The organism is Mediterraneibacter catenae (assembly GCF_008691045.1).
GTDB classification, from domain to species: domain Bacteria; phylum Bacillota; class Clostridia; order Lachnospirales; family Lachnospiraceae; genus Mediterraneibacter; species Mediterraneibacter ornithocaccae.
The window spans coordinates 107,188-121,623 of the sequence record NZ_VMSO01000002.1 but is presented as its reverse complement, the minus strand read 5'-3'; the positions used below and the strand labels follow the sequence as shown (position 1 = coordinate 121,623).

The 14,436-nt window shown below is 45.5% G+C and carries 17 protein-coding genes, 1 tRNA gene and 1 other annotated feature; of the genes, 3 read left to right on the top strand and 15 right to left on the bottom strand.

The annotated features are described in order from the left end of the window. Positions 1-2: 2 nt before the first annotated feature. Entirely contained in the window at positions 3-728 is a 726-nt protein-coding gene (locus tag FNY66_RS02270) for a YdcF family protein (protein ID WP_150310169.1), read from the bottom strand. Beyond that, positions 729-1,244 carry an SEC-C metal-binding domain-containing protein gene (locus FNY66_RS02265; RefSeq protein ID WP_087152358.1) on the bottom strand — a complete coding sequence of 172 codons (516 nt, stop codon included), beginning with the start codon at positions 1,242-1,244 and terminating at the stop codon, positions 729-731. Between the two features lie 186 nt (positions 1,245-1,430). Between FNY66_RS02265 and FNY66_RS02260 the strand changes: the two genes are divergently transcribed. Then, a complete protein-coding gene (locus FNY66_RS02260; RefSeq protein ID WP_087152359.1) occupies positions 1,431-1,661 on the top strand; it encodes a hypothetical protein in 231 nt (76 codons plus the stop codon). On the opposite strand, the gene FNY66_RS15410 is transcribed toward FNY66_RS02260, so the two are convergent. Then, a complete protein-coding gene (locus FNY66_RS15410) occupies positions 1,650-1,808 on the bottom strand; it encodes a hypothetical protein (protein ID WP_162607908.1) in 159 nt (52 codons plus the stop codon). The two genes, FNY66_RS02260 and FNY66_RS15410, sit on opposite strands and share 12 nt — an antisense overlap. 168 nt (positions 1,809-1,976) lie before the next feature. Beyond that, on the bottom strand, positions 1,977-3,257 hold the full coding sequence (locus tag FNY66_RS02255; protein WP_087152360.1) for an adenylosuccinate synthase: 1,281 nt from the start codon (positions 3,255-3,257) through the stop codon (positions 1,977-1,979). Positions 3,258-3,484: 227 nt separating this feature from the next. On the opposite strand from FNY66_RS02255, the gene FNY66_RS02250 reads away from it, so the two are divergent. Further along, complete coding sequence (locus FNY66_RS02250) at positions 3,485-3,751, top strand: hypothetical protein (protein ID WP_229409421.1); 267 nt, start codon at positions 3,485-3,487, stop codon at positions 3,749-3,751. A gap of 44 nt (positions 3,752-3,795) precedes the next feature. On the opposite strand, the gene pdxR is transcribed toward FNY66_RS02250, so the two are convergent. The 3 genes from pdxR to FNY66_RS02235 form a co-directional block, all read right to left on the bottom strand. Then, positions 3,796-5,196, bottom strand: a complete 1,401-nt coding sequence (gene pdxR / locus FNY66_RS02245; protein ID WP_087151501.1) for a MocR-like pyridoxine biosynthesis transcription factor PdxR — start codon at positions 5,194-5,196, stop codon at positions 3,796-3,798. Between the two features lie 3 nt (positions 5,197-5,199). Further along, positions 5,200-6,870, bottom strand: coding sequence for a glutamine--tRNA ligase/YqeY domain fusion protein (locus tag FNY66_RS02240; protein ID WP_150310168.1), 1,671 nt, complete (start codon positions 6,868-6,870; stop codon positions 5,200-5,202). Positions 6,871-6,944: 74 nt separating this feature from the next. Continuing rightward, positions 6,945-7,307: a hypothetical protein gene (locus FNY66_RS02235; RefSeq protein ID WP_087151499.1), complete on the bottom strand. Its 363-nt coding sequence runs from the start codon at positions 7,305-7,307 to the stop codon at positions 6,945-6,947. Positions 7,308-7,472: 165 nt separating this feature from the next. Between FNY66_RS02235 and FNY66_RS02230 the strand changes: the two genes are divergently transcribed. Beyond that, a tRNA-Thr gene (locus tag FNY66_RS02230) sits at positions 7,473-7,545 on the top strand. A gap of 16 nt (positions 7,546-7,561) precedes the next feature. Here the strand turns inward: FNY66_RS02230 and dtd are convergent. The 8 genes from dtd to FNY66_RS02190 form a co-directional block, all read right to left on the bottom strand. Beyond that, positions 7,562-8,008, bottom strand: coding sequence for a D-aminoacyl-tRNA deacylase (dtd, locus tag FNY66_RS02225; RefSeq protein WP_150310167.1), 447 nt, complete (start codon positions 8,006-8,008; stop codon positions 7,562-7,564). Further along, a complete protein-coding gene (locus tag FNY66_RS02220; protein WP_190324756.1) occupies positions 8,005-8,856 on the bottom strand; it encodes a CPBP family intramembrane glutamic endopeptidase in 852 nt (283 codons plus the stop codon). Before FNY66_RS02220 ends, dtd begins: the two co-directional genes overlap by 4 nt. Before the next feature lie 70 nt (positions 8,857-8,926). Next, positions 8,927-9,550: a sigma-70 family RNA polymerase sigma factor gene (locus FNY66_RS02215; protein WP_087151496.1), complete on the bottom strand. Its 624-nt coding sequence runs from the start codon at positions 9,548-9,550 to the stop codon at positions 8,927-8,929. 17 nt (positions 9,551-9,567) lie between these two features. Further along, positions 9,568-10,347, bottom strand: a complete 780-nt coding sequence (rlmB, locus tag FNY66_RS02210) for a 23S rRNA (guanosine(2251)-2'-O)-methyltransferase RlmB (protein ID WP_087151495.1) — start codon at positions 10,345-10,347, stop codon at positions 9,568-9,570. Further along, positions 10,347-10,808: a Mini-ribonuclease 3 gene (locus FNY66_RS02205; RefSeq protein WP_087151494.1), complete on the bottom strand. Its 462-nt coding sequence runs from the start codon at positions 10,806-10,808 to the stop codon at positions 10,347-10,349. Before FNY66_RS02205 ends, rlmB begins: the two co-directional genes overlap by 1 nt. After that, positions 10,793-12,199 (bottom strand): cysteine--tRNA ligase, encoded by a 1,407-nt coding sequence (gene cysS, locus FNY66_RS02200; RefSeq protein WP_150310165.1) that lies wholly within the window; start codon positions 12,197-12,199, stop codon positions 10,793-10,795. The genes FNY66_RS02205 and cysS overlap by 16 nt, the downstream gene beginning before the upstream one ends. After that, on the bottom strand, positions 12,186-12,872 hold the full coding sequence (epsC, locus tag FNY66_RS02195; RefSeq protein ID WP_087151492.1) for a serine O-acetyltransferase EpsC: 687 nt from the start codon (positions 12,870-12,872) through the stop codon (positions 12,186-12,188). Before epsC ends, cysS begins: the two co-directional genes overlap by 14 nt. Before the next feature lie 91 nt (positions 12,873-12,963). Further along, positions 12,964-13,196: a binding site (T-box leader), on the bottom strand. Positions 13,197-13,254: 58 nt separating this feature from the next. Continuing rightward, positions 13,255-14,421 carry a GNAT family N-acetyltransferase gene (locus FNY66_RS02190; protein WP_150310164.1) on the bottom strand — a complete coding sequence of 389 codons (1,167 nt, stop codon included), beginning with the start codon at positions 14,419-14,421 and terminating at the stop codon, positions 13,255-13,257. Between the last annotated feature and the right edge of the window lie 15 nt (positions 14,422-14,436).

Genomic DNA, 14,436 nt, shown 5'->3' with positions numbered 1-14,436 from the left:
CCTCATTTCATTTTGTCACTAAGCCACACATGAATAACCGCAAAGAACTCTCTCATCAGATAATTGATCTGGAATACGGGATTTGAACTGGCAGGGATCTTATATACATTCCGATACCCCTCCCGGGCTGCGATCAGAAGCGCCCTGTACATATGAAATCCATTTGTTACGATCCCGATCTTCTCTTTATCCGCATCCACATATTTCCTGCTGTACTGCAGATTTTCCCGGGTTGATGTAGAAAGGTCTTCTTTTATTATCCTTCTGCTGCTGATCCCGCATCGGATCATATATTCAGCCATCGCCTCCGCCTCGGAAATCTCTTCACCGGGCCCCTGTCCTCCGGAGACAATAACTTTTGTTTCCGGAAAACGTTTCAGATATGTGACAGCCTTGTCGAGACGTCGTTTTAACGAATCTGTGATATTTCTTCCTTTTACTTGTGCACCCAGGACAATGATCCAGTCTGTCTCCCTGTCACAGCGTGAGACCATGCCGGATAATATCTTTGCCTCGACAGCTGCGAGACAGATCCAGCCTGCTGCACAGACCAGAGCTATCAAAGTATACATGTATGCAGGAAACGGCGCACATCCCAAAATAAGATGTACGCCGCCGCCAAACAGCCAGAAGACTGCAAAAGTCGATCGCAGCTTTCGTGAATACCATACAAGTATCAGATAATACACAATACACAAAATGCCTGTGATCAGAAAATAATATCTCATTTATACATTTCTTCCGCAGCACTTTTTATACTTTTTGCCGCTGCCGCACGGACACGGATCATTTCTTCCGATCTTCTTCGGCTTGCGGATCGTCCCCGATGCTTTCTGCTCCCTGTAGAGACGCTTTCTTGTCTCTTCATCAAAAATCGCATCCCACTGAGGCAGTTCATACAGCCAGTCAGCCTTCGCATCTACCATGTTTTTATAAAGACTCTCTTTGTCAAATCCAAGGCTTACTTCCGTATCCTCAGTCATAGTCTCTATCGGGTTCGGTGTCACAAGGCTGTCATTAATACCGTCAAGGAATCCGACCATTGTCATAACATCCTGTCCATATTTTTCCGCCAGCTCTTTTACAGTTCCTTTCACTACTGTATCCGGATCTGCAAGCAGCTTCTCATAGATTCCTTTCTCGATCAGAAAGTAATTTGCCCAGAATTTTTCAAGCTGATCTTTTGACAGTGTCTGGTCATATGCCATACTACGCCACTGATCTAATAAACTTTTTTCACTCATTGTATATTACTCCTTTATCTTTGATCTAAAAATCCATCGTCACCTATTATATACCAATTTCTGTTTGCCGTAAACCGTTATTTTGGTTATACTGTAGTTAACAGTTCATCCGAAGTAAGCACGCTGCGTCTTTGCAAATGACGCGAACTGAACTGTTACCTCAACATCACAACAAGGAGCATGACTATGAATAAATTAAAACGGATCCTCGCACTGATCGGAGCTATCCTGCTTATATGCATGTATGCTGCCACTCTGGTCTTTGCACTCATCGACTCACCGACGGCTGACGCCCTGCTCAAAGCCTCCATAGCTGCAACCATACTGATCCCGGTCTTATTATATGCTTTCATACTGATTGCCCGTCTGTTAAAAGACCGCGGTAATGATCAGGATCGTGATCGATCAGACATATAACAGCTCTGCCAGTTTAAGAGCTGTCTCTGTCTCTTTTGCACTCTCCGTCTGCCCTCTGCCGGCAGGCGGTGTCATCGCTTGTCTCCTCTTCAGGTATTCTTCCATCGATATCATATTCCCTGCCGTTTCATTATTGTCCTGACGCATAAAAATACCTCCTTCTTTAATCTCAGCCTTATATTATATGCTTCAATATTCGGAGATATGACAAAAAATCTGCCGCTGTACTTCCGGCCTGATACGGCACTGTACATCGGCAGATTTATAGCTTTGTGCTTACGTCTGTTTGCCGGATATTATTAAATATGCGGCATCTTATCTGTTGCGGTAGATGATATCTTCTCTTCCCGGACCGTTACTGATCATTGTGATCGGGTAACCGATCTCCTTTTCTATAAACTCAATATAATTCCTGCAGTTTTCCGGAAGATCTTCATACTTTTTGATTCCCCGGATATCCGTCTTCCATCCCGGGAGTGTCTTGAATACAGGTTTTGCTTTTTCAAGAAGATGTGTAACCGGAAATTCTGTTGTAACTTCACCATTGATCTCATATCCCACGCACACCGGGATTTCGTCCAGATATCCGAGAACATCGAGTACTGTAAATGCTACGTCTGTCGTGCCCTGCATTCTGCAGCCGTATTTGGAAGCAACACAGTCAAACCATCCCACACGTCTCGGACGTCCTGTTGTAGCGCCGTACTCGCCGCCGTCTCCTCCGCGGTTTCTCAGTTCGTCGGCCTCATCACCGAATATTTCGCTTACAAAAGCGCCTGCTCCGACTGCGCTGGAATATGCCTTGCACACTGTGATGATCTGCTTGATCTCATACGGCGGGATACCTGCGCCGATTGCTCCGTATGCTGCAAGTGTGGATGAAGATGTGACCATCGGATAAATTCCGTGATCCGGGTCTTTCAGTGAACCGAGCTGTCCCTCTAACAGAATGTTCTTTCCTTCCTTCAGAGCATTGTGAAGGAACAGAGATACATTGCATACATAAGGCTCTACCATCTCTTTGTAGCTCATCAGCTCTTTGTATAATTCATCAGGATCGATCAGAGGTTTATGGTAAAGATGTTCGAGCAGCACGTTTTTCTGTTCTGCGATCCGGACAACTTTTTCTCTGAGCAGATCATCGTCAAAGAGTTCGCTCACCTGGAAACCGATCTTCGCATATTTGTCCGAATAGAATGGTGCGATTCCCGATTTTGTGGAACCGAAAGATTTTCCTCCCAGACGTTCCTCCTCATAGGCATCAAAATTCTTGTGATAGGACATTACCATCTGCGCTCTGTCAGAGACAAGGATCTTTGGCATCGGAACACCGCGGTCCACGATGGACTTGATCTCTTCAAATAATCTGGGCACATCAAGTGCAACTCCGTTTCCGATAATACTCGTCGTATGTCCGTAAAATACTCCGGACGGCAGTGTATGCAGCGCAAATTTGCCATAATCGTTTACGATCGTGTGGCCTGCGTTCGCACCACCCTGAAAACGTACGATGATATCGGATTCTTTTCCGAGCATATCTGTGATCTTGCCCTTTCCTTCATCGCCCCAGTTTGCACCAACTACTGCTTTTACCATTTTTATTCCTCCTGCGTATCGTGTTAGCCGATATATTATTGACAGCGGCTTCAGCAAACAGCCGCCGTTAGAATTATACTATAGATTTGCCTTTCTGTAAAATGTTATTTTCATTTCCGGCTATTGTAATTAATATGAAAAAGTATTACAATAATAAACATATTCGGGATGTTCTCCTGTCGTAATACTATCCGGAGTACATCTTCTGGCAGAAAGGAGATCTTGCATTGAAAAAATTAATTAAATGGTTTGGTATCTTTGCTGTCATCGGAACAGCGATCGGACTTGCCATTGCATACTTCTGCAAAAACAGTTCCGGCGATATTGACGAAAACAAGTCAGATTTTACAGAGGATGAGGATTTCGACCTTGATGCCGATTTACAGCCGGCAGAAAGGGAATATGTGTCTCTGAAAAAAGAGTCCGGGAAGACGTCAGAAAAAGATACTGAAACGGATGCAAATGAATCCGATGAATCTTCAGAAGAAGAATGATATCACAGATACGAATATTGCCGGGAGTATTATCTCCCGGCAGTTTATTTTTTCCATGCTTTTTTTAACAGTTCAACTGCTTCTTTGATCTTTTCTTCATTCATATTTGCATATCCCAGAAGTATAACAGATTCTCTTTTCTTTTCGCCCTCGACAAAATATTCTGAAAGACCATAAACCTTGATGCCTTTTTCTTCAGCAAGCCGGATCAAATCCTGCTCGCTTCTTCCATCGCGGAAATGCAAAAGGAGATGGACTCCCGCATTCTCGCCGGAAACAGTAAAGTCCCCGCGCCAGTCCTTCAGTGCTGAGAGGAGTGTATCATGCCTGCTTTTATAAAGGGCGCGCATTTTATTCAAATGGCGCTCATAATACCCTTCATCAATAAATTTCTGCAGGATAAGCTGATCCACTTTCGAAACAGTTGAATTGATAAATCCGCAGCGTTTATCATATACACCGCAAAGCTCATCCGGCAACACAAGATAACTCATACGGATCGCAGGTGCGATCGATTTGGAAAATGTCCCTATATAAATGACTTTTCCCTTTCCGTCATAGCCCTGCAGAGCCGGTATCGGCTTACCTTTATAGCGAAACTCGCTGTCATAATCATCTTCTATGATATACCGGTTTACTCCTTCGTTTGCCCATCCGAGCAGTTCCATCCTTCTTTTGATCGGCATTACAGTCCCAAGGGGATATTGATGTGAGGGCATCACAAATGCAATATCCGCGCCTGATGCCTCAAGTTCGTCCACCCTCATTCCTTTTGCATCCATATCGACTGTACAGACCTCACACGAAAGATTTTCGAACAGCCTGTACGCCTGTTTATACGTAGGATTCTCGAGAGCAACTTTATGCCTGGTTCCGATAATAGCGCAGAGCAGCATCATGAGATAATCGTTTCCTGCTCCGACAATAATCTGATCCGGAGTACAGTTTACTCCCCGAGCCTGGTGCAGGTAACTACTGATCGCCCTGCGCAGCCCATATTCGCCCTGTGGACATCCAAGTCGAAAGAGTTCTGCCCGGTCATCGGACAGACATTCCTTCGACAGTTTTCTCCAGGCATTATACGGAAAGCTCTTCAGATCTACACCGTTCGGCGTAAAGTCATAGCAATATGACTTTTTTGCTTTCGGACTGATCTTCTTTTCCTGCTGATCCTGGCTGCGGAACTGATACAGACCGTCAACCTGAGCGGCAAAATACCCCCGATACGGCTGCGCTTCAATATATCCTTCGGAAAGCAGCTGCTCATATGCCAATTCCACAGTACTCCGGCTCACCTCGAGATAACGGCTCAGTGCACGCGTAGACGGAAGCTTCTCGCCGCTCACGATATGTCCTTCCCTGATCTCTGAACGGATATATTCATAAATCTGTTCATACAGCGGTGTTTTTCCTTCTGTCTTCAGATTGATCGTTAGCTCATTCATATATTACTTCTTCGGCAGTTTAAATGAGCTCTTAAGTGACACGATCCTGTTGAATACAAGCTGTTCCGGTTTAGAGTCATGCGCATCGATACAGTAGTATCCATTGCGTACAAACTGGAAACTGTCATATGCTCCGTATCCCTCAAAGCTCGGTTCTACAAAAGCATCTTTTATCACGATAAGAGAATTAGGATTCAGGTTCAGGGATCCGTCCTCTTTATTGTATACACCTTTTTCCTCATCGATGAGATTTTCATACAGGCGCACTTCTGCTTTCACCGCATGGGAGGCCGGCACCCAATGTATCGTACCTTTTACTTTTCTTCCGGTAAATCCGCTTCCTGCTTTTGTCTCAGGATCGTATGTGCAGTGCACGACCGTCACTTTGCCGTTCTCGTCCTTTTCATAGCTTACGCATTTTACAAAATAAGCGTGCATCAGACGTACTTCATTTCCCGGGAACAGGCGGAAATATTTCTTAGGAGGTTCCTCCATAAAGTCTTCTCTCTCAATATAAAGTTCACGCCCAAACGGAACCTTTCTGCTTCCCAGTTCTTCGTTTTCAAGATTATTCGCCACGTCCAGATACTCAATCTGATCTTCCGGATAATTGTCAATGACCAGTTTGATCGGATCAAGGACAGCCATCATACGCGGTTTCTTCATCTTGAGGTCCTCACGGATACAGTACTCAAGCATCGCATAATCTACAGAACTCTGCGCCTTTGAAACACCACACAGATCAATGAACATCTTAATCGACTCCGGTGTAAATCCACGTCTGCGAAGCGCCGCTATAGACACCAGACGCGGGTCATCCCATCCGTCAACGATCCCGTCTTCTACCAGTTTCTTGATATAGCGCTTACCTGTCACCACATTAGTCAGATACAGTTTTGCGAATTCGATCTGTCTCGGCGGATTTTTAAACTCACATTCACGAACTACCCAGTCGTAGAGCGGTCTGTGATCTTCGAACTCAAGTGTACAGATAGAATGTGTAATCCCTTCAATAGCATCCTCGATCGGATGAGCAAAATCATACATCGGGTAGATGCACCATTTATCGCCGGTATTGTGGTGAGTCATGTGTGCCACACGATAAATGATCGGGTCACGCATGTTGATATTCGGAGATGCCATATCAATCTTGGCGCGAAGAACTTTTTCTCCGTCCTTATATTTCCCTTCCCGCATTTCTTCAAAAAGCTTCAGGTTCTCCTCCACAGAACGGTTGCGGTAAGGACTCTCTTTTCCCGGTTCCGTCAGAGTGCCGCGGTATTCTCTCATCTCTTCCGCAGTAAGATCACAGACAAATGCTTTGCCCTTTTTAATCAGCTTGACAGCACATTCATACATCTGATCGAAATAATCAGATGCAAAATAGAGGTGCTCACCCCAATCCGCACCGAGCCATTTAATATCTTCTTTGATCGAGTCTACAAACTCCATCTTCTCTTTCGTAGGATTTGTATCATCAAATCTCATGTGGAACGTTCCGCCGTACTCCTGGGCAAGTCCGTAATTTAAAAGAATCGACTTGGCATGTCCGATATGGAGATAGCCGTTCGGCTCAGGTGGAAATCTCGTACATACATGATCATAAACACCTTCTGCAAGATCTTTGTCTATTTCCTGTTCTATAAAATTCTTTGAAACAGTTTCGTTTTCCATTGTCTCCTCCTCTAATAACGCAAACATTCATGAAAGTTATCTTACCATAAAATGCAAATGACCACAAGGAAATCTTACGGTCTCGTGAACGCAGGCCGCTCCGCAGTCCTGTATTCGAAAAATCGCCCGACATTTGACAGAAGCCCAGCAAAATATATGCATAATACAGGATCAAGATCCGGATGTTCTTTCCGGATATCATAATTCTGTACTCCGATAACCGTTGTGTGTGATGCTTCCCAGTCTCTCTCGAGCACCGGCAGAAAATCTTCTATATCTTCACCGTCCATCCAGAAAAAAATCTCAATGTTGTTCTTCATCGTATCAAAATACCGGTAAAAATACGGCAGTTCTCCCTGCTCCATATTTCTGATAAAATCTGTTAATCTCTCCAGTCCCTCTCTTAAGTCCTCAAGCTCCTCTCTTCCTATTTTCATATTTTCCTCCGGAGTACCATAACACCTGAAACACCACTGTGTTTTTTAGTATAACATATACCTTCTGCGAAAAAAGAAAATGACAGGAATCATTGCATTTTTCTCTTGACAATATAAGACGAACTGGTGTATATTAATCTTTGCGTATGAAAGCATACGCAGTAAGCTGTCTTGGCGCAGTCGGTAGCGCGTCGCCTTGGTAAGGCGGAGGTCGGGGGTTCAAGTCCCCTAGACAGCTTTATTTTTTTGTCTTTTTACAGTTTTTCAGAATCCAGAAGGATAGTAAACGGGCCGTCATTTATCAGGCTTACTTCCATCTCTGCTCCGAAACTTCCCGTCTGTACCTCCGGTACAGACTTTTTACATTCCCCGATTATATATTCATAAAGTTCGTTCGCCTTATCTGGCGATCCGGCTTCGATAAAGCTCGGCCTGTTTCCCTTCTTACAGTTCGCGTACAGTGTAAATTGTGAAACAAGCAGCAGGCTGCCGTCCACGTCCGCCAGGGACAGGTTGGTCTTCCCGTTTTCGTCTTCAAATATCCGAAGCCCGATCATTTTCTTTATCATCTTGTCCGCGGTCTGTTTTGTGTCACTGTCGGAGACGCCGATCAACACAAGATACCCTTTTCCTATCGCTCCGATCACTTGCCGGTCCACACTCACAGACGCCTCTTTTACCCTTTGAATCACAAATCTCATCTTTCCTGTTTTCCTTTCTTTTTCTCACCAATCCCGAAATGCATCATTACAAGCACGATTGCTGTAAGCGGTACGCTTGCAAGAATAATAAGTCCCAGAAGAAAATCCGGCAGAAACGCATTTTCAAACTCGATCACCGCCGTTCCGAAGAAGTTAAACAGTGCGTGCATTGCCATCGGCACAATCAGGCTTTGATAACGCCAGGCCAGATATCCGAGCAAAAATCCCAGAAAAGCAGCATAGACTCCCTGCACAAGATTCATATGGAATATGCCGAAGAGAACAGACTGGAGCAGGTTTGCCACTATGAAGCAGGCGCCGGCTTTTCTCAAATACTGCAGGATCAGCCCGCGGAAAATCATCTCTTCTACCAGAGGCGGAAGTATCAGCGTCGCGATCACCCATACAGGTGAATACTCTGTCAGGCCTGAAGAATCTACAAGCTCAGTATAACTCTCCATTGCTGACGGTGCGATCATCGCGATTGCCCCTATAAGCAGTGAAATGGCATGCTGGACGGCAAACGCCAGTGGAACAAGCCAAATAAAGCACACAGGGCTGAGCTTTCCTGTCTGCGCATTTACAAACTTATTTAATCCCGCAGGTTCAATAAACACAAAATAATACCACAGCAGAAAAACTGTTCCCGTTATCACATAGATCATGCAGGAATACAGATTCAGATTGTCCATAAGAAAATTATAGGTCATATCCGCTCCGTTATATCCGCCGATAAACATTCCAAATATCGATGTGCCCAGTGACAGCAGTATCGCTGAACCATTCATCAGAACCATTGTAATTGCGAACACGAGGACAGCCATTCCGTAATTTGCAGCTTTTTTCATTCTTTTGTCTCCTTCTATTTCTTGTCTGTACATTGTAATTTACACAGAACTGCTCTTGCGGCTGTCTGCGCTAATCCCCCCGGCGGAGCATTTTCTCCGCCTTTCCTCTTATTCTCTGGATTGCATTGTCGATGGATTTTGGACTCTTCTCCAGGATTTCCGCAATCTTTTTATAATCTGTCCCCATGAGGTGGAGATACAACACATGATTTTCAAAAGGACTTAACATCTCCTTGAGCTGCTCGATAAAGGCTTCCGTATATTCCCTGCTGAAATAAAGCGCCTCCGGATCATTCTCCTGCTCCGGCTCGATCATATCGATCAGCTGCATCTTATTTCCTCCATCCTGATGGTTCTCACTTTCTTCATACAATGAAATATAGTGATTGAGCGGCAGGTGCTTTTTCCGTTTCGACGCCTCGATCGCGCTGTACATCTGACGCGACACACACAGTTCCGCAAAGCTGGAGAAAGAATTCCCCAAAACCGGATCATAATCACGGACCGCTTTGATCAGGCCGATCATCCCCTCCTGTATAAGATCCTCGTTCTCACCTCCGAGAAGAAACATAGCCCGTGCCTTCTTTCGCACCATAGATTTATATTTATCCATAATATAATCCATAATGCCCTGGTCGCCGGATCTTAGCTCATTGATAAGCTGTTCGTCTGTCATTCTGTCATATTTCCTCATGATTCACCGTCCCGGCTTTATTGTCTGCTCAACCTCTGTCTCACTATCTCATATGCAAGGATTCCTCCTGCAACAGACGCATTAAGGGAAGTAATCTCGCCTTTCATCGGAATACCCGCAATAAAATCACATTTTTCTTTTACGAGACGGCTTACACCTTCGCCCTCATTTCCTACCACAAGTCCGATAGGCCCTGTCAGATTCAGGTCATACATAGTCTCGCCGTCCATATCCGCACAGACAAACCACAACCCCTTTTCCTTGAGTTCTTCGATCGTCTTGACCAGATTTGTAACTTTTGCAACCGGTGTGTAATTGAGCGCTCCCGCAGATGTCTTTGCAACTGTAGCTGTGAGCCCGACAGCACGGCGTTTTGGAATGATGACGCCGTGGGCACCCGCAATATTAGCTGTCCGTATGATCGCTCCGAGATTGTGGGGATCCTCTATCCCGTCCAGGAGAAGAAGGAAAGGATCTTCTCCCCTCTCCTCTGCAAGCTTCAGCATATCGTCGATCTCTGAATAATCATAAGCGGCCGCATATGCGATCACACCCTGATGCTTCCCTGTCTGTGAAAGCTGGTTCAAGCGCTCTCTGCTTACAAAACTCAGCAGGCTTCCGTGCTTCTTTCCTTCTCGTACGATCGTGCGGACCGGCCCGTCCTGGCATCCGTCCAGCACAAACAGCTTGTCGATCGTTCTGCCCGAGCGAAAAGCCTCAAGTACGGCATTGCGGCCTTCAATCACCAGTGTGTGGTCATTCTGATTTTCTGTATTCTCTCTTTTGATATCCTGCATTATTCGTCCTCTTTCAAATTTCTTTCTTCCATACTTTTGAGTCCGATCGTCACAAGTTCTGTCAGTCTCTCATATTCATGGTTCAGGTAGAGATAACCGATCAGAGCCTCGAATCCTGTAGCTCTCCTGTAATCTGTAATAGACTGGTTTTTCGCCGGCGTAACGCTTCTCGCATTTCGTCCTCTGCGATATACTGCATGTTCCTGTTCCGTGAGGTGTTCCTGCATGGAACGCATCATGTAAGACTGGGAAGATGCCTGCACATAATGGCTTGTCTCTTCATGCAGCTTGTGTACCTGACGGTTACCCTTCCCTGCTACCATCAGTTTAATAATAAGGTCAAATACACAGTCGCCGATATAGGCAAGCACAAGAGGTGATACCGTCTTAGGGTCCGCCTGTGCCATGCCCGGAATTCCGGCGATATAGTGCTCAAATCCGTGTTCTAAGCTTTTTTCCATTTTACTCCTTCTCTGGTATCCTCCAGGATGATCCCTTTGGCAAGCAGTTCATCCCTGATCTGATCAGCCAGTGCAAAGTTTCTCTCTTTTCTCGCTGCCTGCCGCTTCTCGATCAAAGCTTCGATTTCTTCGTCCAGCATTTCTTCTTTCTTCTCAACAATGATTCCAAGAACGTCTGTCAGTCTGAAAAGCTTTTCGTACAGACCGTCAAGATATTCTTTCGATCTGCTTCCGTCTGCAGTCGTGTTGATAAATTTCACGAGTTCAAATACCGAAGCGATAGCGTCCGCTGTATTGAAATCGTCATCCATTGCCTCCTCGAAGCCCTGTACATATTTGTCAGAATCAGTAAGCAGCGCTTCTTCCTCTTCCGTAAGGGCGCCGGCGTCGGCATTTTTAGAGAGGAATCTGAGATTCTCTGCTGCCGTGAGAATACGCTCCAGACTTGTCTTTGCAGCTTCCATCAGATCTGCACTGAAGTTGAGCGGGCTTCTGTAATGTGCACTTAACATGAAAAAGCGCAGGATCTGCAGATCATATTTTTCACTGATTTCCCGTACTGTGAAGAAATTGCCCAGTGATTTTGACATCTTGCGGTTGTCAATGTTGAGGAATCCATTATGCATCCAGTATTTTGCAAATTCCTTGCCATTGGCAGCTTCACTCTGTGCGATCTCATTTTCATGATGTGGGAAGATCAGATCTTCGCCGCCGGCATGGATATCAATCTGTTCGCCGAGATATTTTTTCGACATCTCCGAGCACTCAATATGCCAGCCCGGACGACCTTCGCTCCACGGAGATTTCCATGCGGGCTCTCCTTCTTTCTTCGGTTTCCAGAGAACGAAATCAAGCGGATCTTCCTTCTCGTCCTCTCCCGTAACAAGGAGTGTTCTTCCGCCCGACTGCAGGTCATCCAGATTCTTATGAGAAAGCTTACCGTAATCCTTAAATTTTCTCGTGCGATAATATACGGTTCCGTTTTTCTCGTATGCATAACCCTTGTCGATCAGTGTCTGGATCATGTCCACCATGCCGCAGATTTCTTCTGTCGCAAGCGGATTCTTTGTAGCTGGTTTGATGTTCATGGCATCCATGTCTTTTTTACATTCCGCAATGTAGCGTTTGGAGATTTCATCTGCTGTCACGCCCTCCTCAATCGCTTTCTTGATGATCTTGTCATCCACATCCGTAAAGTTTGACACAAAGTTCACATCATATCCTTTGTACTCAAAGTATCTTCTCACAGTATCAAAAACGATCATCGGACGGGCATTTCCGATATGAATGAAGTTGTAAACGGTCGGGCCGCATACATACATCTTCACTTTCCCCTCCTCGAGAGGTACAAATTCTTCCTTTCTCTTTGACATTGTATTATAGATCTTCATCGTCTTCTCCTTTCTTTTCTATACATCTGAGCTCTTTCATAAGATTTCTCAGTTCGTTGTGTAATCTGATATTCTCATCCTGAAGTTTTCTGATATCATTCAGCACAGGATCAGGAAGATGTACCTGATCCATGTCAAGACGAGGCACTTTCTTATTATCCATGCGTACGATACGCCCAGGCACTCCTACGACAGTACAGTTAGGCGGCACTTCTTCAAGGACGACAGATCCGGCCCCTATCTTGGAATTTTCTCCGATCGTGAATGAGCCGAGTATCTTGGCTCCGGCGCTCACCATTACATTATCTTCTAATGTCGGGTGGCGTTTCCCCTGCTCTTTTCCCGTTCCGCCGAGCGTTACTCCCTGATACAGGGTAACATTGTCGCCGATGACCGTCGTCTCGCCGATGATAACTCCGCTGCCGTGGTCTATAAAAAGCCCCCTGCCTATAGTCGCGCCGGGATGGATCTCGATCCCTGTCTTGCGCGCTCCTCTCTGGGAGATCCATCTTGCCCAGAAATAGTGTCCTTTCAGATACAGCTTATGTGCCAGGCGGTATCGCAGGATCACCCGGAAACTGGGATATAAAAAGACTTCCATGTTGGATTTGATAGCCGGATCCCGCTCTCGGATCACCTGTATCTCTTCTTTGACATAAGATATTATACCCATATTTTTCTCCTCGTTAAAATTGACACGGAATACCTTTTTCTATAGGGAAATCCTCTGTACTGTCCTATAGAATAAAATAACTCCGTCTCAAACAAGAGACGAAGTCATATCCGCGGTTCCACTCTATTTAAAAGAAATTCTTCTTTCACTCTGACAGCATGTAACGTATGCAATACGTCCCCTGCTACTTTGGCTTTTCCGCATTTCACAGGGTCAGCTCCCGGACGCACTTCACATATTCTCTGCACAAGGATGCTTTCAGCCGGCGGCATCCTCTCTCTGAGAGCTTCTGAATCTGCTACTCTTTCCGTTCACAGCCTTTACTTTTATCCCACATATACCTTATATTATGAAAATTTTTCGCTTTTGTCAACATGCAGCTTCAGACAACCTCATTGAGAAATACTTTTGTGAGTTTTGTAATCTTCTCCAGCTCCCCGGCCAGATGTTCCGTCATAATAACGCCCTCCCGACGCTGCAGCTCCTGTATTCCAATACGCCCGAACATTAACTCGGTGAGCGCATCAATCGGAAGTACGCCTTCGGAATCCTCGGTTTCCCGTACATCCAGCCCAGTCTCATCCACACCGCTCGCAATACGCCATACACGACTGTTCTGATAAATGATCGGGTCGATCACCGCAAATGAACAGTCCACAGAAGTCTTTGAATCTGTTTTCAGGGCTTTGAGAAATTCCGGAAGGCAGACAACCCTTGCCATGATGATCGGCTTATTCTCTGCTGACATATATTCCGGGCATGCATAGATCTTTGCACTCTCACACCTTTTCCCGCTTTCTCCGGTCACTCCGGCAAGCTCGCGGACCGAACTGATGAAGGCATCTTCATATCCCGGAAGGTACAAGGGCTCCCGAATCTCAAGACCGTCTTCCGCCGCATAGGCATAAATCCCTTTAAGGTCACCGTTTTCTCTGATCAGCCGGACACCGCCTCTTTCGCTCTGCTGTTCCATGATCATCGTCTGATAATAAGAGCTGTCCCGAATCGCATGTACCTGCCAAACATCTGCAAAATAGCTGTTGAAAAAGGCTGCCATTTCTTCCGCGTTCCAGACAGCAGCATCCGTGAAAGTACAGTTTCGGACCGTAGTTCCTTTACCACTGGCTACATTGGAAGAAATATCCTGAATGCCTATACGCTGTGAGTAAATAAAGCGGAAATCATACGGTGTATAAATCGCCTCAGCGGCCGGCATCAGAAAAGTAAACGGCACCTTTGCCGTATACATATCATTCAGTGCCTGTCTCAGAAGATTTCCCATAAACCCGCGTCCGCGGTATTCCTCTTTTGTCGCTACCGCGATAATATATGCTGACGGCCGTTCGCTCTCTTCTATCTTCAGCAGATAGGGGTTAAGCTGGAGCATAGAACATATCTGTCCATCCTCTTCCACAACATAAATCTGATTATCTTTTGTCTTGATATAATAGTAATAATCCAGGAAAGCACTCGTATCTTCTGTAAACACTTCTTCCCACAAAGAACGGGTCTTTCCGTGTTCGCTCTGTTCCAGTCTGCGCACGATCATCTTGCTGTCTCCTCT

Coding starts and splice junctions, on each gene's coding strand:
- FNY66_RS02270 (WP_150310169.1), bottom strand. CDS start 728: ATGAGATATTATTTTCTGATCACAGGCATTTTGTGTATTGTGTATTAT.
- FNY66_RS02265 (WP_087152358.1), bottom strand. CDS start 1,244: ATGAGTGAAAAAAGTTTATTAGATCAGTGGCGTAGTATGGCATATGAC.
- FNY66_RS02260 (WP_087152359.1), top strand. CDS start 1,431: ATGAATAAATTAAAACGGATCCTCGCACTGATCGGAGCTATCCTGCTT.
- FNY66_RS15410 (WP_162607908.1), bottom strand. CDS start 1,808: ATGCGTCAGGACAATAATGAAACGGCAGGGAATATGATATCGATGGAA.
- FNY66_RS02255 (WP_087152360.1), bottom strand. CDS start 3,257: ATGGTAAAAGCAGTAGTTGGTGCAAACTGGGGCGATGAAGGAAAGGGC.
- pdxR (WP_087151501.1), bottom strand. CDS start 5,196: ATGAATGAGCTAACGATCAATCTGAAGACAGAAGGAAAAACACCGCTG.
- FNY66_RS02240 (WP_150310168.1), bottom strand. CDS start 6,870: ATGGAAAACGAAACTGTTTCAAAGAATTTTATAGAACAGGAAATAGAC.
- FNY66_RS02235 (WP_087151499.1), bottom strand. CDS start 7,307: ATGAAAATAGGAAGAGAGGAGCTTGAGGACTTAAGAGAGGGACTGGAG.
- dtd (WP_150310167.1), bottom strand. CDS start 8,008: ATGAGATTTGTGATTCAAAGGGTAAAAGAGGCGTCTGTGAGTGTGGAC.
- FNY66_RS02220 (WP_190324756.1), bottom strand. CDS start 8,856: ATGAAAAAAGCTGCAAATTACGGAATGGCTGTCCTCGTGTTCGCAATT.
- FNY66_RS02215 (WP_087151496.1), bottom strand. CDS start 9,550: ATGAGGAAATATGACAGAATGACAGACGAACAGCTTATCAATGAGCTA.
- rlmB (WP_087151495.1), bottom strand. CDS start 10,347: ATGCAGGATATCAAAAGAGAGAATACAGAAAATCAGAATGACCACACA.
- FNY66_RS02205 (WP_087151494.1), bottom strand. CDS start 10,808: ATGGAAAAAAGCTTAGAACACGGATTTGAGCACTATATCGCCGGAATT.
- cysS (WP_150310165.1), bottom strand. CDS start 12,199: ATGAAGATCTATAATACAATGTCAAAGAGAAAGGAAGAATTTGTACCT.
- epsC (WP_087151492.1), bottom strand. CDS start 12,872: ATGGGTATAATATCTTATGTCAAAGAAGAGATACAGGTGATCCGAGAG.
- FNY66_RS02190 (WP_150310164.1), bottom strand. CDS start 14,421: ATGATCGTGCGCAGACTGGAACAGAGCGAACACGGAAAGACCCGTTCT.